At 63.1% G+C, this 18,973-nt stretch carries 16 protein-coding genes; 10 read left to right on the top strand and 6 right to left on the bottom strand.

Annotation, left to right across the window (positions count from 1 at the left end):
• The first annotated feature begins 475 nt into the window (after nucleotides 1-475).
• A complete protein-coding gene (gyrA, locus tag RT460_RS00795; RefSeq protein ID WP_313316570.1) occupies nucleotides 476-3,172 on the top strand; it encodes a DNA gyrase subunit A in 2,697 nt (898 codons plus the stop codon).
• A 350-nt stretch (nucleotides 3,173-3,522) separates the two neighbouring features.
• Nucleotides 3,523-5,139 (top strand): acyl-CoA synthetase, encoded by a 1,617-nt coding sequence (locus tag RT460_RS00790; RefSeq protein WP_313316569.1) that lies wholly within the window; start codon nucleotides 3,523-3,525, stop codon nucleotides 5,137-5,139.
• Nucleotides 5,140-5,185: 46 nt separating this feature from the next.
• Here RT460_RS00790 and RT460_RS00785 read toward each other — a convergent pair whose 3' ends face one another.
• Entirely contained in the window at nucleotides 5,186-5,578 is a 393-nt protein-coding gene (locus RT460_RS00785; RefSeq protein WP_313316568.1) for a DUF3037 domain-containing protein, read from the bottom strand.
• The gene (locus RT460_RS00780) at nucleotides 5,556-6,332 is read right to left on the bottom strand and encodes a HipA family kinase (RefSeq protein ID WP_313316567.1); all 777 of its coding nucleotides are present in this window, start codon (nucleotides 6,330-6,332) and stop codon (nucleotides 5,556-5,558) included. Before RT460_RS00780 ends, RT460_RS00785 begins: the two co-directional genes overlap by 23 nt.
• Nucleotides 6,333-6,674: 342 nt before the next feature.
• Here RT460_RS00780 and RT460_RS00775 point away from each other — a divergent pair, with 342 nt between their 5' ends.
• Nucleotides 6,675-8,639 (top strand): ATP-binding protein, encoded by a 1,965-nt coding sequence (locus RT460_RS00775; protein WP_313316566.1) that lies wholly within the window; start codon nucleotides 6,675-6,677, stop codon nucleotides 8,637-8,639.
• A gap of 1 nt (nucleotide 8,640) precedes the next feature.
• Here the strand turns inward: RT460_RS00775 and RT460_RS00770 are convergent, their stop codons facing one another.
• The gene (locus RT460_RS00770; protein WP_313316565.1) at nucleotides 8,641-9,612 is read right to left on the bottom strand and encodes a hypothetical protein; all 972 of its coding nucleotides are present in this window, start codon (nucleotides 9,610-9,612) and stop codon (nucleotides 8,641-8,643) included.
• 129 nt (nucleotides 9,613-9,741) lie between these two features.
• Here RT460_RS00770 and RT460_RS00765 point away from each other — a divergent pair, with 129 nt between their 5' ends.
• Nucleotides 9,742-10,851, top strand: coding sequence for a DUF1615 domain-containing protein (locus RT460_RS00765; protein ID WP_313316564.1), 1,110 nt, complete (start codon nucleotides 9,742-9,744; stop codon nucleotides 10,849-10,851).
• 67 nt (nucleotides 10,852-10,918) lie between these two features.
• On the opposite strand, the gene fabR is transcribed toward RT460_RS00765, so the two are convergent.
• On the bottom strand, nucleotides 10,919-11,581 hold the full coding sequence (gene fabR / locus RT460_RS00760; RefSeq protein ID WP_313316563.1) for an HTH-type transcriptional repressor FabR: 663 nt from the start codon (nucleotides 11,579-11,581) through the stop codon (nucleotides 10,919-10,921).
• Nucleotides 11,582-11,673: 92 nt separating this feature from the next.
• Between fabR and RT460_RS00755 the strand changes: the two genes are divergently transcribed.
• From RT460_RS00755 to RT460_RS00740, 4 genes are all read left to right on the top strand, one after another.
• On the top strand, nucleotides 11,674-12,732 hold the full coding sequence (locus tag RT460_RS00755) for a ferredoxin reductase (RefSeq protein ID WP_313316562.1): 1,059 nt from the start codon (nucleotides 11,674-11,676) through the stop codon (nucleotides 12,730-12,732).
• A 3-nt stretch (nucleotides 12,733-12,735) separates the two neighbouring features.
• Entirely contained in the window at nucleotides 12,736-13,863 is a 1,128-nt protein-coding gene (locus RT460_RS00750; RefSeq protein ID WP_313316561.1) for an acyl-CoA desaturase, read from the top strand.
• 193 nt (nucleotides 13,864-14,056) lie between these two features.
• Nucleotides 14,057-14,551, top strand: a complete 495-nt coding sequence (locus tag RT460_RS00745; protein WP_313316560.1) for a L,D-transpeptidase family protein — start codon at nucleotides 14,057-14,059, stop codon at nucleotides 14,549-14,551.
• 131 nt (nucleotides 14,552-14,682) lie between these two features.
• On the top strand, nucleotides 14,683-15,162 hold the full coding sequence (locus tag RT460_RS00740) for a VOC family protein (protein WP_313316559.1): 480 nt from the start codon (nucleotides 14,683-14,685) through the stop codon (nucleotides 15,160-15,162).
• A gap of 23 nt (nucleotides 15,163-15,185) precedes the next feature.
• On the opposite strand, the gene RT460_RS00735 is transcribed toward RT460_RS00740, so the two are convergent.
• The gene (locus RT460_RS00735) at nucleotides 15,186-15,737 is read right to left on the bottom strand and encodes a thioesterase family protein (RefSeq protein ID WP_313316558.1); all 552 of its coding nucleotides are present in this window, start codon (nucleotides 15,735-15,737) and stop codon (nucleotides 15,186-15,188) included.
• A gap of 80 nt (nucleotides 15,738-15,817) precedes the next feature.
• On the opposite strand from RT460_RS00735, the gene RT460_RS00730 reads away from it, so the two are divergent.
• Nucleotides 15,818-16,396 carry a TetR/AcrR family transcriptional regulator gene (locus tag RT460_RS00730; protein WP_313316557.1) on the top strand — a complete coding sequence of 193 codons (579 nt, stop codon included), beginning with the start codon at nucleotides 15,818-15,820 and terminating at the stop codon, nucleotides 16,394-16,396.
• A gap of 5 nt (nucleotides 16,397-16,401) precedes the next feature.
• On the opposite strand, the gene RT460_RS00725 is transcribed toward RT460_RS00730, so the two are convergent.
• Nucleotides 16,402-18,102, bottom strand: coding sequence for a DUF6438 domain-containing protein (locus tag RT460_RS00725; RefSeq protein WP_313316556.1), 1,701 nt, complete (start codon nucleotides 18,100-18,102; stop codon nucleotides 16,402-16,404).
• A gap of 350 nt (nucleotides 18,103-18,452) precedes the next feature.
• Here RT460_RS00725 and RT460_RS00720 point away from each other — a divergent pair, with 350 nt between their 5' ends.
• On the top strand, nucleotides 18,453-18,869 hold the full coding sequence (locus RT460_RS00720; RefSeq protein ID WP_313316555.1) for a DoxX family protein: 417 nt from the start codon (nucleotides 18,453-18,455) through the stop codon (nucleotides 18,867-18,869).
• Nucleotides 18,870-18,973: the final 104 nt, after the last annotated feature.

Below are 18,973 nucleotides of genomic sequence, written 5' to 3'. Positions count from 1 at the left end.
GCTTACCCGGGCTACGGCGCTGTCCGGCGAAGTCCGCAACCTGTAGTGCCGAGCCCTGCTCGGCAGAAGCTTTCCCGATAGCGCCCAACCCGGCGGCTCAGCGACCAAAGGCTCCGTGCGAGGAGCCCCGGGTGCGCTGCGCTTACCCGGGCTACGGCGCTGTCCGGCGAAGTCCGCAACCTGTAGTGCCGAGCCATGCTCGGCAGGGACCTTGCCGAATCGCGCCGGTTATCGGGGCGTCTTATCCAAAGCTCAGACCACTCCTGCAGGCTTGCGTGCACAGGCTTGGCCGAACCCGCCGCGGTAATACCTGCGGGCCACCCCTAAGTTCCTGATTTCTTCCGGTAAAAGCCCCTTAAGTGGCGGCGAAAAACCGCCCTTTGTGATAAGCTCCACAGGTTGATCCCAGATCCCGGCAGGCGCTCCGTCAAGGACACGTCGCCGGACAGGGTCGCTACCTGACAACGGAACCCGAATGGCAGAAACCGCCAAGGAAATCATCCAGGTAAGACTGGAAGACGAGATGCGCAAGAGCTACCTCGATTACGCGATGAGCGTGATCGTCGGGCGCGCACTCCCCGATGCACGCGATGGCCTCAAGCCGGTCCATCGCCGTGTCCTGTTCGCGATGAATGAACTGGGCGCGCACAGCAACAAGCCGTACTACAAGTCGGCGCGTATCGTCGGTGACGTCATCGGTAAGTACCACCCGCACGGCGACGCGTCGGTTTACGACACGTTGGTGCGCATGGCACAGCCGTTCTCGCTGCGTTACATGATGGTCGACGGCCAAGGTAACTTCGGTTCCGTCGACGGCGACTCGGCAGCGGCCATGCGTTACACCGAGGCGCGCATGTCGCGCCTGACGCATGAGCTGATGGCGGACATCGACAAGGAAACCGTCGACTTCCAGCCCAACTACGACGAGAAGGAACTGGAGCCGACGGTTATGCCGACCCGGTTTCCGAACCTGCTGGTCAACGGTTCGGCCGGTATCGCGGTGGGCATGGCGACGAACATCCCGCCGCACAACCTTACCGAGTGCATCAACGCCTGCATCGCGCTGATCGACGAGCCGTCGCTGGACGTTGATGGGCTGATGGAATACATCCCGGGCCCGGATTTCCCCACCGCCGGCATCATCAACGGTACGGCCGGCATCATTGCCGGTTACCGCACCGGCCGTGGCCGCGTGCGCATCCGCTCGAAGGCTGATATCGAAGTGGCCGACAACGGCCGCGAGTCGATCATCGTCACCGAGATCCCGTACCAGGTGAACAAGGCGCGGTTGATCGAAAAGATCGCCGAGCTGGTCAAGGAAAAGAAGCTCGAAGGCATCAGCGAGCTGCGCGATGAGTCCGACAAGGACGGCATGCGCATCTACATCGAAATCAAGCGTGGCGAGTCGGCCGAGGTTGTGCTCAACAACCTGTACCAACAGACCCAGATGGAGTCGGTGTTCGGCATCAATATGGTGGCGCTGGTCGATGGCCGCCCGAAGTTGATGAACCTCAAGGAGATGCTGGAGGCGTTCATCCGCCACCGCCGTGAGGTTGTCACCCGCCGCACCATCTTTGAACTGCGCAAGGCGCGTGCGCGTGCGCACGTGTTGGAAGGCCTGACGGTTGCATTGGCCAACATCGATGAAATGATCGAGTTGATCAAGACCTCGGCCAACCCGGGTGAAGCCAAGGAACGCATGCTTGCCAAGGTCTGGGAGCCAGGCCTGGTAGGTGCGTTGCTGGGTGCTGCCGGCGCCGAAGCGTCGCGTCCGGAAGACCTGCCCAAGGGGATTGGTCTGGTCAACGGCAACTACCAGCTCAGCGAGGTTCAGGCCACGCAGATCCTGGAAATGCGCCTGCACCGCCTGACCGGGTTGGAACAGGACAAGCTGACCGAGGAATACAAGCAGCTGCTGGAAGTCATCGCTGGCTTGATCCGCATCCTGGAAAACCCGGATGTGCTGCTGCAGGTCATCCGCGAAGAACTGGAAAGCGTGCGTGCCGAGTTCGGCGACGATCGTCGTACCGAAATCCGTCACAGCGAAGAAGATCTGGACATCCTGGACCTGATCGCGCCGGAAGACGTGGTGGTCACGCTGTCGCGCGCCGGTTACGTCAAGCGCCAGCCGGTCAGCGCCTACCGCGCCCAGCGTCGCGGTGGTCGTGGCCGCAGCGCCGCGGCGACCAAGGACGAGGATTCGATTGAACAGTTGTGGCTGGTCAACACGCATGACACGTTGTTGACCTTCACCAGCTCGGGCAAGGTGTTCTGGCTGCCGGTGCACCAGTTGCCGGAAGCCGGTTCCAATGCCCGTGGTCGCCCGATCATCAATTGGATCGCACTGGAGAACGGTGAGCGTGTGCAGGCGGTGTTGCCGGTGCGCGAGTACGACGAGAACCATTTCGTGTTCTTCGCCACCCGCAACGGCACGGTCAAGAAGACCCCGCTGAGCGAGTTCGCGTTCCGCCTGGCCCGCGGCAAGATCGCCATCAACCTGGATGAAGGGGATGCATTGGTTGGCGTTGGCCTGACCGATGGCGATCGCGACATCCTGTTGTTCGCCTCCAATGGCAAGACCGTGCGCTTTGGTGAGGACAAGGTCCGTTCGATGGGTCGTACCGCCACCGGCGTACGCGGTATCAAGATGGCCAAGGGCGAGGAAGTCGTCAGCCTGATCGTTGCCGAGAGTGCAGGTGGCATCGAGGACGAGAGCGAGGACGAGGGCGCCGTCGAGGAAGTGGCAGTGGACGGCGAGATCGTCGATGCTGCCGACGATACCGGTGTGCAGTACATCCTCACCGCAACCGAGAACGGCTACGGCAAGCGCACCCCGCTGGCGGATTATCCGCGCAAAGGACGTGGCACCCAGGGCGTGATCGGCATCCAGACCAGTGATCGCAACGGCAAGTTGGTCAGTGCGGTGCTGCTGGGTACTGGCGACGAAGTGCTGTTGATCTCTGACGGCGGCACCTTGGTGCGTACGCGCGGTTCGGAAATCTCCCGCGTCGGCCGCAACACCCAGGGCGTTACCCTGATCCGTCTGTCCAAGGGCGAGAAGCTGCAGGCGGTTGAACGCCTGGATGCGTCGCTGGAAGCAGAGGACGAGATGTCCGACGAGGACGTTGCAACCGGCGGTGACGAAGCACCAGCGACGACGCCTGAAGCCTGATCATCAGGCGTGTCGCAAGAAAAGCGCCGGCGTAAGCCGGCGTTTTTTTTGCCGGAAGCGTGCGATCACGCCAGCTTCGCTGCACGGCCCGACGCTGTAGTAGGGCATTGCCAGAATCCTTCGCTGGTAGCCGCTCTCCGGACGCGAACAGGACCGGGGCTTGTGCGGGTGCCAGCGGCGGAAATCCCTCCCGCCTGCGCAGCGGACTCAGGCGAGGGCGCGTTCCTTCATCGCCGACGCGTTCATGAACGAAAACCAGCCAATGACCTGCGACTAATGTCGCAGCGACAACACACCACTGACTGCCCGACTCTGTACCCGCAATATCCTTGGAGAGGGAGAGGCATCAGATGTACCAGGACCTTGGGCGCAACCAGGCCAACTACACCGCGCTGTCGCCGCTGAGCTTCCTGCGCAAGGCGGCAGAGGTGCATCCGGAGCGGTGCGCGGTCATCCACGGCGAACGCCAGCTGACATGGGTGCAGGTCTACCGGCGCTGCCGGCGGCTGGCATCGGCGCTGCAGGCGATGGGCATCCGCGCAGGGGACACGGTCGCTGCGTTGCTGCCCAATACCCCGGCGATGATAGAGCTGCACTACGGCCCGGCCATGCTCGGCGCCGTTCTGAATACGCTCAACACGCGGCTGGACGCGGAAACGCTGGCGTTCATGCTCGACCACGGGGAAGCCAAGGTGGTTTTCACCGATTGCGAGTTCGCCCCGGTGATGCGGCGGGCACTTGCGCTGTGCAAACAGCCGCCGCGGGTAGTGGACGTGGATGACGTCGAGATCGAGGATGGCGCCTTCCTCGGCGAAATCGAATACGAGGCGTTGTTGGAAACGGGCGATCCGGCGTTTACCTTCCAGCTTCCCGACGATGAATGGAGCGCCATCGCGCTCAACTACACCTCGGGCACCACCGGCGATCCCAAGGGCGTGGTTTACCACCATCGCGGGGCTTACCTGAACGCCGTTGCCAACATCATCGACTGGGGCATGCCACAACACCCGGTCTATCTGTGGACACTGCCGATGTTCCATTGCAACGGCTGGTGCTTCCCGTGGACGATGGCCGCTGTCGCCGGTACCCAGGTATGTCTGCGCCGGTTTGATCGCAGGCGGGTGTTGGACATGATGCGCAGCCACGGTGTCACCCATTACTGCGGCGCGCCGGTGATCCACGCGGCTTTGGCTGCGGCGCCTGAAGAGAGCAAGCAGGGGCTGGCTGGGATCAAGGGCCAGGTTGCTGGTGCGGCGCCGCCGGCTGCCGTGCTCGAGGCCATGGAGCGCATGGGGGTGGAAATCACCCATGTCTACGGACTTACCGAAGTCTATGGACCGGCGTCGATCTGCCAGCCGCGTCCAGCCTGGGCAGGCCTGCCCATCGAAGAGCGTGCCGAGCTCAACAGCCGTCAAGGCGTAGCCTGTCTGTTGCAGGAGGACATGCAGGTGCTGCACCCACAAACGCTGCAGCCGGTGCCTTGGGACGGCGACACCGTGGGCGAGATCATGTTCCGCGGCAACATCACCATGAAGGGTTACCTGAAGAACCCGGCCGCGACCGAAGAAGCATTTTCTGGTGGCTGGTTCCACACCGGCGACCTGGCGGTGGTCTATCCCGATGGCAATGTGAAGATCCGCGACCGTTCGAAAGATGTGATCATTTCCGGCGGGGAAAACATTTCCTCGTTGGAAGTCGAGGATGTGCTGTGCCGCCACCCGGCAGTGCTGGCCGCCGCCGTGGTTGCAAGGCCGGATGCCAAGTGGGGTGAAACGCCTTGTGCCTTCATCGAGCTCAAGGACGAAGTGCTGCTTGCTGCCGACGATGCGCTGCTGCATTGCCGGCAGAACCTGGCTGGCTTCAAGGTGCCGCGCAGTTTCGTGTTCGGCCCGTTGCCGCGTACGGCAACCGGCAAGGTGCAGAAGTTCGCCCTGCGTGAGCGGGCCAGGGAAATGGCCGACAGCTGACGCCAATGGCCCGCCTCGCAGCGGGCCGTTGTCTTTGTGGGAAGGCTCAGCGCGGCGTCCGCACCATCCGCTCAAGCAGGTGTTCGACAATCCGCTCGGGGTGCGCGGTACGCCCGACGTGGGTGACCGAGGTCTGCACCACCGAACTGCGCTTGGCGGTGAGGAAGTGGAAGCGGGCACGCGCTGGCAACTGCGCGATGGGCCCTGCATCGGCATCGCCCCGGCAGATCGCCACGATCGCATCCAGCCACGGTTGCAGTGCCTGCTGGTCCAACTGCGGTGCGAAGGCTTGCAGTCGCGCGGGGTCGATTTCGATCGCGGCTTCCAGGTGACGTGCACCGGGACAGGACACGATCACCCCGACGTTGATGAACTCCTCACGTTCCACCCGCGGTACGACGCGGATGACCGCGTAGTCATACGTGTGCAGCGTGGGCACGGATGGCCTCCTGTACGAACGCGGCGCGCAGTTGCAGACGACGCTTGAGGTAATCCGCGTAGGCCTGGCGATAGGCGTGGCTGTCGGCAAAGGCGGGTTCGCCTTGCAGCCAGCTGTCCGGGATCTGCGCAACGATGGCATCGATGACGGCATCGGTGAGCAGCGGTGCGAGCGCCGCGTCGGCTTCGGCGATAGCGCTGGCAAAGGGCAGTAACACATGGTCGCGGATCAGCACGAACGGCTTGCCGCAGGCCTCGCCCGCGTTCTCCCAGTCGTGGTGGAAGTACAGCGCGGCACCATGATCGATCAGGTACAACTGCCGGTGCCAGACCATCAGGTTGGGGTTGCGGGCGGTGCGGTCCACATTGCTGGTGAATGCATCGAACCACACGATGCGCGAAGCCAGCTCGGCATCCGGTTGCATCGCGGCGGGGTCGTAGTTGATGGCGCCGGGCAGATAGTCGCTGCCCAGGTTGGTGCCCTCACTGGCGCGTATCAGATCCTGGATTTCCGGGTCTGGCTCGGTACGGGCGAATTCGCGATCCAGTTCGACCAGCACGATGTCGGGCATCGGCAGTCCCAGAACCTGGGCAAGCCGGCCCACCACCAGTTCGGCAATCAGTGCCTTCGGCCCCTGGCCGGCGCCACGGAACTTGATGACGTACATGCCGTCGTCATCCGCTTCGATGACGGCGGGTAGTGAGCCGCCTTCACGCAGCGGGGTGATGTAGCGGGTGGCGTGGACCGTCCTCAAGCGTACTGAACCGAATGGACAAGGGCGGCCAGCCTACCGCAAAGCCGGTGCGTGCGTGCAGCCTCGGTGGCTGAGGTGACTTTGATCGATACAAGTCCAACTGTGCCTGCAGGCACATGCCTCGCGAGGTGGGGGCGCGCACAATCGGCGCAGCAGCGGTTTGTGGGGCGCCTGTCACAGGCATGCCCAGGGAACGCCTGCTGTTCACATTGCCGTGCCGCTGCTGCGTGCTATTGCTGCAACTGGGCACACACCTCGCGCCGCAACTGGCGTGCGTTTGCAGACGGCTGGATCCAGGGCGGAATACGTTCGATGGTTGATGAAGTTCTTTCAAGATACGCAGTGGCTTTCCGCGACTCGGCTACCGCCGTCGCGGTGGTCGACAGCGTCAGCAGGAACATCCTGTTTTCCAACGATGCCTTCCTGCGCTTCTTCAAGGATCTGCAGGTGATTGCCGGCAGGAACGTGTTCAGTGAAGAACCGGCGTTGGCGACGGCATTGGCAGGTGCGGCCACAAGCGGTGCAATGGTGGTGCACGAAGATGGCGCGAGCAACGCGCGTTTCGAGTTCTCTCCCTTGCTGATGGCGGAGGGGACGTCGCATTCGATCGTGCAATGCCTGGTGTCGCCACTGTCTGGCCACTCGTTTGAATCGTTGGCAGAAGGCATGGCGACGTCGGCGGCAGCGGCGGTCAACGAAGGCTACCGGCGCATTCTGGATTCGTTCCCGCACAACGTCTGGCTGTGTACGGTGAAGGGCGAGTTGTTCTGGACAAACCGCACCTCGAATATCTTCACCTACGGCAAGCCTGAGTTCCAGGACGCGGACAACACGCGCTATATCGCCAAGGTACATCCGGAAGACCTGACCGGTGCGGGGGTTGCCCTGTCCAAGGCGATGCGTGAGGGGCGCATGGAACAGCCACATCGCTACCGCCTTCGCGACCACACCGGCATCTATCACTGGTTCCAGTTTTCGATGGCGCCGGTGCTCGATGGCGATGGCACGCCGTTGTACTGGGTGGGTACCAGCGTCAATATCCAGGCAGTGTACGAGGCGGAGTTGGCCGCTGCTGCGCGCATGGAACAACTGCGCCAGCGCAGCGAAGCGCATGAGGATCGGGTACTGGAATCCCAGCGTGTATTGGCCCAGCAGCACAAGATGGAGCTGGTCTCGCATCTGGCCGGTGGTGTCGCCCACGATCTCAACAACCTGCTGCACGTAATGGGCATCAATATCGAGTTGATGCAGGCGCAGCCGCAATGCGATGGCCTGCTTCCGCACCTGCGCATCCTTGATGGCTGCCTGAAGAAGGCTGGGCGTCTGTCGACGCAGTTGGCGGGCTTCAGTGGGCGGCTGCCGCAGAACGCGATGGCATTGGAACCGCAGGCGCTGGTGGACGATATCCAGGAGCTGCTGGCCAAGGCGGTGGGCGCAGAGGTCAGTTTCAAAGTGCAGATCGAGCCGGGCCTGCTGCCCTTGTTCGCGGATAAATCCTATCTGGAGAACGCGCTGATCAACCTGGCCATCAACGCCCGCGATGCCATGGACGGACGCGGCACGATGCTGTTGCGTGTGGCGCCACGCTCAAGGGTTGACCAGGACGGCCATCCCGCCGACTACGTGATGTTCGAGGTGGAGGATTCGGGCACGGGTATCGCACTGGACCTGCAGGAGCGTGTGTTCGATCCATTCTTCAGCACCAAGGCCAGCGACAAGGGCAGCGGATTGGGGCTGACCATGGTCAAGACTTTCGTCGAGAACTCCAACGGACAGGTCACCATCGATTCCACGCCGGGCGTAGGCACCCGGGTCGCGCTGTACCTGCCCGTCTCCCGGGTGCCCGTGGACCACGTGCTGGAGCCCAGCCCGGGCATCGTGCCGGGAGCGGGGCGGATATTGCTGGTCGAAGACGATGATTCCGTGCGCGAGGCGATGAACACCATCCTCAATCAGCTCGGCTACGACACCATTCCCTCGTTCAGCTCTGACCATGCAGTGACCTTGCTGCAGAGTGGCATGAAGCCGGATCTGATCATTTCCGATATCCGCATGCCGGGACGGCTGACCGTGCAGGATCTGATCAACGTCGTCGAGGCGGGCAGTGGTACACCGATTATTTTTGCGACCGGGTATAGCGCTGACGTGGTGATCAAGGAAGGCCTGGTGAACGACAAGTACCAGGTCCTGTTCAAGCCGTTCTCCGCTGCAGAAATATCAGCACGCATCCAGGCCGCGCTGGGACAGCACCTGCAGGCCGCCAACGATGGCGTTGCCGAACCCGAGCAGGCGCCCCAGGCGGGTTGAGTCAGTCGTCGCTGGGCCGGCCGTCGTTCCTGAATTTTTCACGGGTGCGGTCCCACCAGCTTTTGAGCATTCCTTTGCCTTGTTCAGTGGCCTCACCCAGGCTGCCTGTCTGCTGGTCGACAAAGCCGATCAGGCTGCGCAGGCCCTGTGGACCATGCACACGTGCCTCACGCCAGATGATCATCGCGAATACGCGCGCGGTCCACAGCGAGGAGTCAACGTTGCCGGTTTCTGCCTCGATTTCGGTGATCATCTGTTGCAGGTAGCCGCGCACATCGGCGGGCACCTGCGGGTTGTTTGACAGGCCCTTCAGTGCCACCAATCCCTGGCGCAGGTCGCCTTGCTGGATCGCCAACCCGGCGTTGCCCAGCTCGACCAGCCAAGGCTGCTGCAGGATCAAGGCAATGGCTTCGATATGCACCTGGGCGCGAGCCGCGTCCTTGTCGGATAGCGCGGCGTAGCCCAGTACCGCATGGATTACCAGGGCCTGCGTCACCGCCTGTTCGTCATTGGCGGCGTTGCGCGGGGCATTGCCGAAGGTTGCCAGCTCGCTTTGTTCGCGTGCCAGCTGCGGCCACTCCAAGCGCTGGAACGCAACCGAGCGAAGAGCTGCGCTTGGCTGCACCAGCGCCTTGCAGGCCGGCAGGGCATCCACGATGTCGGCTTCGGCAATGGCCAGGGTGCCGCGGTTGGCAGTCAGTGCGCTGTAGCCGAGCAAGGCATGGGCCAGGCACTCGGTGTCCGGGGTGAAGGGGGGCACCGGGCCGGCGTCGGCCCATTGACTGCCGGCAGCGTAGGCCGCATAGGCCGCCGGCAAGCCCTTCTCCGAGACTTGCCGATAGCGCTTGTAGGTGAAGCCATCGCGCAGATCGGCCAGTTGTTGTTGTTCGGTCTTTTCGGCGCATGCGCCCAGCAGCAGGCACAGCGCAATGCAGCCAAGCAAACGATGGCGGGCAGGATGTGATGAACGCATTCCGTTGCTGCTCCTGGGTGACGTACCCGCCGAGTGTGCCATGCGCGGGAGTGAAGCGGCCGGTGCTTTCGCAAACAGGCGGGGTTGGGGTAGGGTCAGCGCCGGGACGTGGCGTCCGGGAGTTGTTGCATGTCATGTTGCAAGCTGTTCAACCGCAGCAGCCGTATGTTGCTGGCAGGTGGTCTGCTGTCATTGCTGGCGGCGTGCAGCAGCGTGCCGGCGCCGCCGCCGGGGCCGCCGCCGGATACGGTGCGGGCCGATATCGAGCGGCGTATTCCTGCTTCCACGGCGGACCGCAGCGGTTGGGCTGCCGATATCCAGACGGCGTTCGCCGCGCAGCGCTTGAACCCCAACCCGGAGAACATCTGCGCCGTGCTGGCGGTGATCGAGCAGGAGTCCGGCTACCGGGCCAATCCGGAAGTGCCGGACCTGCCGCGCGTGGCGCGCCGGGAAATCGATCGCCGCGCGGCGAGCATGCACGTGCCCAAGCTGTTGGTGGATGCTGGCTTGAAGATCGATGCCAGCGACGGCCGCAGCTATGCCGAGCACCTTGCGCGGGTGCGCACCGAGCGTGATCTGAGCCAGTTGTACGAAGAGATCATCGGCCGGGTGCCGCTGGGACAACGGCTGTTTGCCGGCAAGAACCCGGTGCAGACCGGTGGCGCGATGCAGGTGGGCATTCCTTTCGCGCAGGCACATGCCCAGGGTTATCCCTATCCATTGAGTGACAGCATCCGCGACGAAGTTTTCACGCGGCGCGGTGGCCTGTACTTCGGCATCCTGCATCTGCTGGGTTACCAAACCCCGTATACGCAGAAGGTGCATCGTTTTGCCGACTACAACGCCGGTTGGTATGCCAGTCGCAATGCTGCCTTCCAGAACGCGGTGTCTGTCGCCAGCACGGTTGCACTGGCTCTGGATGGTGACGTGCTTGCGCCGGGTGCGCCGATGGACAAGCCCGGCCAGACCGAGCGTGCAGTGCGCCAGTTGGGGCCGCAACTGGGTATGGACGACGCTGCACTGCGCCGTGCCTTGCAACAGGCAGACCAGCTTGAATTCAGCAGCAGCGATTTGCATGAGCGGGTCTTCGCCCTTGCTGAAGCACGGGCGGGGAAAAGCTTGCCCAGGGCGGTGATCCCGGGGATTCGTCTGGACAGCCCCAAGATCACCCGCGAGCTGACCACCGAATGGTTCGCCAATCGTGTCGATGGCCGTTACCGGCAGTGCCTGCAGCGCTAGTTCACCTGCGGACCGGAATGGCGTGCCGGTTGTGCGGTAGCGGCGGTGTTGCCGCTACATGCAGGCCTCAGGCGGTGGGCGCCTGACGCGCCAGGGCGCGCGAGCCGGTGATGATCATGCGGATCATCTGTGCCATCTGCTCGATCAGCTCCGGGTCCTTCTCGGCCGGCAGGTCCATCGCGGTGCCGCCCATCGCAAACACCAGCCGGGTGATGGCCTTGGCGGCCAGTGCGGGCTCGTGCAGGCGTGCTCCATCCAGTGCGGCCAGCCGCACCAGGTCACCCTTCAGTTCTTCTTCGAAGTAGCCCAGTTCCCGGTCGACCGCCTGCTTGAACGCGTCCGAGCCGGCGGTGCCTTCACGCAGCAGTACGTGCATCAATCGGTCGTCGGCGCGCAGCTGTTCCATGAACGTTTCGACCGACAGGCGAATCACGCCGCGGTTGCTGTCAGCGGCGCGTAACCGTGCCTGGCCAATGATGGTGCGCAGCGAACGCCCGGCCAGATCGATCAGGGCCACCGTCAGTTCATCCATGTCACGGAACTGGCGATAGAACGAGTTGGGGGCGATACCGGCTTCGCGGGCGACCTCGCGCAGGCTCAGGGTAGACACGCTGCGGTGTGGTCCTACCAAGGCCAGCGCCGCGGCCAGCAGGTCGTCACGCGAGATGCTGGCCTTGCGCGCCGGGTGCAGGTCGTCGTGTGCGGACAGGGGCTGTTCGGGTGCGGTCATGGGCTCGGGCCGGTCAGGTCCGTGAATCATAGCCTGTGTAGCGAATATACAAGTGTATACACGCCTGTATGTGCGCCCGTATAGTTGCACCCATGAGTGCTGTCTATCGAAATGCCGCGCCGCCGGCGATCCCCTGGTTCAAGGAAGGGTTCTTTGATTTCTGGTCCACCCGGGTAAATTCGCTGTGGACGTTGCGCCGGCCATTGGTGCGGTTGGTTGGCCGCACCTCGGCCAGCGCTGACGCGGTGACCCTGCAGTTGCAGCCGAACCGTCACGTTGGCGGGCTGCTGCCAGGCCAGCATGTGAATCTCGGCGTCGAGCTGGATGGTCGCGTGACCACCCGCAGCTACAGCCCCACGGTGCTCGACAACGGCCATCTGGCGATCACCGTGAAGGCGATCCCGGGCGGCAAGGTCAGCCAGCACCTGGCGCGTACTGCGGCCATCGGTGACGTGTTCAGCGTCGGTCCCGGCTTCGGTGACATGACCGTGGCCCTCAGTCCGCAGCGCTTGGTGCTGTTGGCGGGCGGTAGCGGCATCACCCCAATGCGCTCCTTGCTGCGGCAGTTGGACAAGCAGCCGCTGCAGGCGCCCGTTGACCTGGTGTACTGGGCGAGGCGGCAGGAAGAGTTGTGCTTCGTTGACGAACTGCAGGCCATGGCGGCACGCCAGCCTGGCTTCAAGCTGCACACGGCGCTGACCCGGGATGCGGCTACGCCGGCCCCGCGCGTGGACAGCTTTGATTTTTCCGGTTTCGACCGGCTTGCCGGCGCGCGTGTGCTGGCGTGTGGCCCGGCGGGGTTTGTCGATGCCGCCAAGGCCCGGCTGGGCGCTCACGTGGCCAGCTTCGAGGGCGAGGCTTTCAGCGTGCCGGTGCTGCCTGAGCTGGAGCAGGGCAGCGTGCAGGTAGAGCTGTTGCGCAGTGGCCGTAGCCTGAGCATTGCACGCGGCACATCGCTGTTGACTGCGCTGGAAGCCGCAGGCATCCAGCCTGCCAGCGGCTGTCGCATGGGCCTGTGCAATACCTGCGTCTGCACCAAGGTATCGGGCATCACCCGGCACACGCTTACCGGCGACCACGCCAGCGAACCGTCCATCCCGCTCAAACTGTGCGTCAACAGCGCCAGTACCGATTTGACCCTGGAGCTTTGATCAATGTCTTCCGTGCATAACCGCGTGCTTTCGCCGCAGGAACTGCAGGCTTTTGGCGATGAGCTGGATGCAGTGCGTGGCAAACACCAGGCCTTGTTGGGTGAAAGCGATGCGCGCTACATCCGCCGTATCGTCGCTGCGGTGCGTTGGACCGGTGTCGCCGGGCGTGCGTTGTTGTTCCTTGGGGCCTTCGTGCACAGCCTGCTGGTACCGGCCTGGATTGCCGGCGTGCTGCTGCTGGGTTTTTCCAAGATCCTGGAGAACATGGAGCTGGCACACAACGTCATCCACGGTCAGTACGATTGGATGGGCGACCCGCACCTGCAGGGCAAGACCTACGAATGGGATATCGCCGGTACGTCGGAGAACTGGCGCAAGACCCACAATTTCCGCCATCACACCTATACCAATGTGCGTGGCCTGGACGATGACATCGGCTACGGCTTGTTGCGCATCTTCCCTGAGCAGCGTTGGCACCCGTTCTTCCTGGCCCAGCCGTTGGTGGCGGTGGTGTTTGCGCTGCTGTTTGAATGGGGCATAGCAATACAGGATCTGCGCGTGGGCCGCGTGCTGGCCGGCAAGGTCACCCTGCGCCAGTTGTGGCGGCAGGCCAAGCCGGTCCGTCGCAAGGCGCTGCAGCAGATCGGCAAGGACTACGTGTTCTTCCCGCTGTTGGCCGGTCCATTCTTCCTGCCGGTGCTGCTGGGCAACCTGGCTGCCAATGTGATCCGCAACGTTTGGACCTATGTGGTGATCTTCTGCGGCCATTTCACTGCCGATGCGGAGACCTTCCCCAAGGACTGTGTACGCAATGAAACCCGTGGCCACTGGTATATGCGGCAGTTGCGCGGCTCGTCCAATCTCACCGGTGGCAAGTGGATGGATGTGATGACGGGCAACCTCAGCCATCAGATCGAACATCATTTCTATCCGGACATTCCCGCCAATCGCTATGCAGCAATGGCGGTGGAAGTGAAGGAGATCTGCCGCCGTTACGGCCAGCATTACAACACCGGTTCGATGCCCCGGCAGTTCGGGCAGGTGATGTGGCGCATCCTGCGGCATGCTTTCCCGAGCCGGCCGGCGCCGCAGCGACCGCTGGTTTCGGAGCTGGCAGCAGAGGTGCAATAAGCGTTGTTGCCCGCATCCGCTGGATGAGGAATGTCGCGAGCGCCGCCCACCCGGGCGGCGTTTGCGTATGCGCTTTCATGTGCGGGCCCAGACGACGGAGAGCGGGCTGGGTTGCACGGTGCTTTCATCGTGAACGCTTATGCTGGCCCACGAAAACAATCGATGAGGCAGGCAGATGTGGGGACGGGAGTGGATGCGGGGGATTTGCCTTGGTCTGACGTGTCTTGCATGTAGTACGCCGGTACCTGCGTTTGCAACGGGCAAGAAAGCCAGCTTTGTCTATATCGACAAGTCGGACCGGGAGATGTTCGTATTCGCCGGTCGCGAGCAGTTGCTGCGCTACCGCATCGCGTTGGGCCGCGTACCGTTGGGGCACAAGCAGCAGGAAGGCGACAAGCGAACCCCGGAAGGACGTTACCTGCTCGACTGGAAGAACCCGAACAGTCGCTACCACCGCTCCATCCGCGTGTCCTACCCCAACGCGGCAGACCGCCAGGCCGCCCGCCGTCGCGGCGTGTCGCCGGGTGGCGACATCATGATCCATGGCCAGCCCAACAGATCGCCATTGCCTGCGGCGCAGCTGCAGACGTTTGACTGGACCGACGGCTGCATCGCCTTGACCGACGCGCAGATGGACGCGCTTTGGGACGTGATCGACACACCTGTGCCGATTCTCATCGTGCCGTGAGCTTGGCTGCGCGGGACGGCTTGGCTGTGCAATGATTGCGTGGTTGCTGGTTGATCAGTGGGCGATGTCTTTCCCTGTCGGGGTTATCGCCTTGTTGCTGCGGATTATTCCTCCCAGTCAGGAGACGCCCAATGCTCAGCAAGAACACGATTTGCCTGTGGTACGACGGCACGGCGCTGGATGCGGCCAATTTCTACGCGGCCACCTTTCCCGATAGCCACGTGCATGCGGTTCACCGCGCGCCCGGCGATTATCCCGCGGGCAAACAGGGCGATGTACTGACGGTTGAGTTCACCGTGATGGGCATTCCCTGCATGGGACTCAACGGCGGGCCTGCCTTCAAGCACAGCGAGGCGTTCTCGTTCCAGGTGGCTACCGACGATCAGGACGAAACCGATCGGCTGTGGAACGCCATCGTCGACAATGGTGGCCAGGAAAGCGCCTGCGGCTGGTGCCGCGACAAATGGGGGCTGTGCTGGCAGATCACCCCGCGCGCACTGAGCGCGGCCATCACCGATCCTGACCCCGCAGCCGCCAAGCGTGCGTTCGAGAAGATGATGGAGATGACCAAGATCGATATCGCCGCCATCGAACAGGCCCGTCGCGGCTGAGCAGCCTGCCAAGGTGGCGCGGATCAGTCGGCGTCGTCTTCTATCTTGAGTGCCGCATCGGCCGCCAGCAGGGCCTGCGCAGCGGCGCCCAAGCGCGGGGACTGGGCGTTGCTGACGCCGACGGCTTCCAGCATCTGCTCGCCACTGAGAAAGCGGCGCTTGCGGCGGTCGTACATGCCGGTGATCAGCAAGGCGCGGGTAGCGGTGGTCTGCTCGGGACCGACCAGTACGCGCTGTTCCATCAGGATGCGGCCACCCACCCAGCCGATCAGGCGGGTCTCCAGGGTGAAGCGCTGGAATGGCTTGAGTTCGCGCCGGAACTGGATGGTGCCGGCACCGGCAATCGGCGCCCATTTGTTGCGCATGGCCACGCGCGCCAGCCCGGTACGCAGGATCAAGTCCAAACGGCCGAGATCGAAGATCGTCCAATAGCGCCCGTTGGTCATATGCATGTTCAGGTCCAGGTCGTTGGGTAGCACCCGGAACTGCAGTCGCGAGACGTCGCCGGGGACCTTCAGGCGCGGGCGAAAGAACGAGCAGAGCAACAGGTGCAGTAGACGGAACCAGAGATTCATCGGATGGCCAAGCCTTTTATAACGACTGTCATAACGCAGCTACGCTAAGCTATGACAACCGTCATAGCAAGGACCTGCCCATGGGCACGCGCCCGTCCGATACACCGCAGCGTGTGATCAATACCGCTGCCGAGATGCTGGCGACCTATGGACTGAACGCGACCAGCATCCGCGAGGTCACCAAGCGCGCCGACGCGCCCTTCGGTTCCACCTATCACCACTTCCCCGGCGGCAAGCAGCAAGTGTTGGGGCAGGCCACTGCGCTGGCCGGTCAACGCATCGAGCAGATCCTCGAAGAAGTGCTGAAGGAAGGCGCGGTTCAGGGCGTGCTCGCATTCCTGGCGATATGGCGCGAGCGGCTGTTGCAGTCCCAGTTCCATGTCGGTTGTCCGGTGCTGGCGGCGGCGATCGAGGAGCCGATAGACGGCGGCGCAGACGATGCGCGCCAGGCGGCAGGCCGCGCATTTGCGGGGTGGGAACGGCGGTTGTCGCAGGCGTTCATCGCTGAGGGCCGGGGTGCAGATGACGCGCAGGCGCTGGCGACGATGCTGATCGCCAGTGTGGAGGGAGCCGTGGCGATGAGCAGGGCAACGCGGGATATCGCAGCGTTTGATCGTGTTGTGCAGCAGTTGCAGGGGATGTTGCACCCGGTAGCGTGATGCTGCTATTTCCGCTGCGGCGTGGTCTGGTTCTGGTCCAGCCAGCGAACCACGCGGGCCCAATGCATGTCGATGGCGCGTTCCCGCAGGTCGAAGTTGTATTTGTTGGTTGCTGGCAAGGCGGTGCCTGCTTCAAGAAGCAGCATGGCAATCGCCTCGTCTTCCGCATTTCCAACCGGCGGGTAGCCGGATGCTCCGGTCGCTGAGGGTGATAGTCCCAGGTCGAGCAGGTCGCGTACGAACGCGATGTCGTTGGAACCTGCTGCCAGATGCAGCAGGGTTTCTCCATCGGCATCGCGGGCCTTGAGGTCAACGCCGTGTGCGGACAACCAGGCAGCTATCTGGCGGGATTCCCCACGTGCGCGGTTGTAGCGGCCTTCAAGCAGGAAGCTGACGGGCTGGCGGAAAGACGGGGTCACGTCGCTGCCCACGGGAACGGAATACTCCAGTGAAGGACGCAGCACGCCGCCAGCATCCCAGACCATCTGGACAGCTGCCAATGATCCGCCTTTCATGGCCGCAATGAACGCATCGTCGAGCTTTTTCTGGCTGAGTTCGCCATCGCTGAGCAGCGCGCCACGCTGGATCAGCCTTTCAGCGGTTTGAACTTTCGCATTGTGCAAAGCGGCTTCAAGTTGCGATGGATTCTCCCAACGTCGTTGTTCAAGCGGAGCGTTGAACGGGTAGGGCGCGCCCAACTCCATCAGGCGCAAGATTGGCGCTTCTTCAGTAACCTCGCGGTTCCTGATAGCGCGATCCAGCAGCATCGCGCCTTCCTTCGACGTGAATGGAAAATCGTTCGCAACCAATACGTCGATCGTGGGCATTGCAAGATTGATCCAGCCAGAGACGTTGGCTGCGGCGTCGAGCTGGTTCTCGAATTCAGTTACCGCAGGCGGCATGCCGACATACGTGCCCACATAGTCGATGATCCGGTGCCTTTGCCCGCCCATCGTCAAGGTGATGGTGTAAGTCGGATTATCCGTGATTGGCGCCGTGTATTCGGAACGCATCGACCAAAGGTCGCTGTTCCTGGCGCTTGCGACCAGCGCCGCGGCAACCGCAGGTTCGATGTGGAAGCGATAGGTGCCTTCAACGTCCACGAATTCAACGCCTGTGTAAGTCACCTCACCGTTGCCCGTGATATCCAGGGAATAGGAAGGGCAGGTTCCATAGCAGCCGCTACGTCGCAGCTGCATGTGCGCGTGCCGCAAGGGTACGAGGGGCATTTCGCGGTGACGCTGCGGTAGTTCGACTTCGCGGATGGCTTCTTCAACCACGGCAAGCGCGGGTTCGCCGCCGCGTGTGAAAGGCCGGTATCTCCACTGTGCTGCCGCAGCGACCAAAGCGGCACGCTGGCCTGTCAAGGTCACGTTGCGGCGGAACTCATCGGCGGCGCGATAACAGGCTGGGCGCCCATCGGTGTCCACCAGCAAGGACAACGTGAAGCCCCAGCTGTCCTGTCGCATGCCGAACGGGAGATTGATCGTGGGAAGGGAAAACTTCCTGTGCTGCAGAATTTCCGGCGCTGAGGGTGCAAGGCCAAGCAGCTGCTGTCGGGTGCAGATGGGCAATGAGGGTACGGCTGTTTCGACGTTGCCACCGCTGGGCGCGGATACCTGCGAGGTGCAGGACACGCAGGCGATCAGTGCTGAGCATGCTGGCAGTTTCCATCGCGCTACACGCTGGGTAGCGGGTTCTGACATTGGTCTTCTTCCATGCAATGCCGCATTGGACGAGTAGCTGGCCGAAGGTCATGGGGGCCGCCGTCGGGTTGGATGTTGGGCACAGGTGCTTGCGTGCCGATTGTGGCACGGGGACTTCGGCAGTGCGCCTGCTGGATACTGTCGCGTGTTCACAAGGTACGGCCGGCGGCGGTTGGCTGAATGCAGGCATCGTGGGACAGGCGGCGTCATCATGCGCGTGGCGCGCCGATGCGGAACCCGGATAGCGTCACGACGACTCCGACAGGCGACGCCCGTTGGCAACCTGGAGGGTCTGGCCAATAGCGTCAGACAGAGTGCGCTGTGAACAAACAGGAGAGGCGACGGCCATGATGGACAGATGGGTTGAACGCAATCGCGATGGACTGATTCTGTTGGCGCGGGTAGTGATGATGGTGCTGTTCCTGGCATCGGGCTGGGGCAAACTGCAGGACTTTCAGGGTGTTGTCGGCTATCTGGCTTCGCTGCACGTGCCGGTGCCGCAACTGGGTGCCGCGGTAGCGGTTGTGATGGAGCTGGGGGTCGGTTTGGTCTTGGTCCTGGGCGTCGCGGTGCGGCCATTGGCACTGCTTTATGTGCTGTTCGTGCTGGCGTCCAGCGTACTGGGGCATGCGTTCTGGGGCATGGAAGGTGCCGACCGTGCTGCCAATCTGCTGCAGTTCCTGAAGAACATGTCGATCGCAGCAGGGCTGCTGCTGCTGTGTGTGACCGGCAGCGGTCGCTATGCCCTGCTGCGCAGCAGACACTGATGGCTTGCGGGCCGTCATGTGGTGTCATCGCAAAGGCCGGGCGGCACGCATTGCGTGCTGCCCGGCCCTGATACTCCGATGGTGGTGACGCTGCCTGGGGACTG

This window comes from Stenotrophomonas sp. (genome assembly GCF_032061965.1).
Lineage (GTDB): Bacteria > Pseudomonadota > Gammaproteobacteria > Xanthomonadales > Xanthomonadaceae > Stenotrophomonas.
Note: the sequence above shows the minus strand (reverse complement) of the source record. Positions and strands in the feature narration are given on the sequence as shown.

Excerpts from the sequence above, each read along its gene's own strand:
- gyrA (WP_313316570.1), top strand. The coding sequence starts at position 476 with ATGGCAGAAACCGCCAAGGAAATCATCCAGGTAAGACTGGAAGACGAG.
- RT460_RS00790 (WP_313316569.1), top strand. The coding sequence starts at position 3,523 with ATGTACCAGGACCTTGGGCGCAACCAGGCCAACTACACCGCGCTGTCG.
- RT460_RS00770 (WP_313316565.1), bottom strand. The coding sequence starts at position 9,612 with ATGCGTTCATCACATCCTGCCCGCCATCGTTTGCTTGGCTGCATTGCG.
- RT460_RS00765 (WP_313316564.1), top strand. The coding sequence starts at position 9,742 with ATGTCATGTTGCAAGCTGTTCAACCGCAGCAGCCGTATGTTGCTGGCA.
- fabR (WP_313316563.1), bottom strand. The coding sequence starts at position 11,581 with ATGACCGCACCCGAACAGCCCCTGTCCGCACACGACGACCTGCACCCG.
- RT460_RS00755 (WP_313316562.1), top strand. The coding sequence starts at position 11,674 with ATGAGTGCTGTCTATCGAAATGCCGCGCCGCCGGCGATCCCCTGGTTC.
- RT460_RS00750 (WP_313316561.1), top strand. The coding sequence starts at position 12,736 with ATGTCTTCCGTGCATAACCGCGTGCTTTCGCCGCAGGAACTGCAGGCT.
- RT460_RS00745 (WP_313316560.1), top strand. The coding sequence starts at position 14,057 with ATGCGGGGGATTTGCCTTGGTCTGACGTGTCTTGCATGTAGTACGCCG.
- RT460_RS00740 (WP_313316559.1), top strand. The coding sequence starts at position 14,683 with ATGCTCAGCAAGAACACGATTTGCCTGTGGTACGACGGCACGGCGCTG.
- RT460_RS00735 (WP_313316558.1), bottom strand. The coding sequence starts at position 15,737 with ATGAATCTCTGGTTCCGTCTACTGCACCTGTTGCTCTGCTCGTTCTTT.
- RT460_RS00730 (WP_313316557.1), top strand. The coding sequence starts at position 15,818 with ATGGGCACGCGCCCGTCCGATACACCGCAGCGTGTGATCAATACCGCT.
- RT460_RS00725 (WP_313316556.1), bottom strand. The coding sequence starts at position 18,102 with ATGTCAGAACCCGCTACCCAGCGTGTAGCGCGATGGAAACTGCCAGCA.
- RT460_RS00720 (WP_313316555.1), top strand. The coding sequence starts at position 18,453 with ATGGACAGATGGGTTGAACGCAATCGCGATGGACTGATTCTGTTGGCG.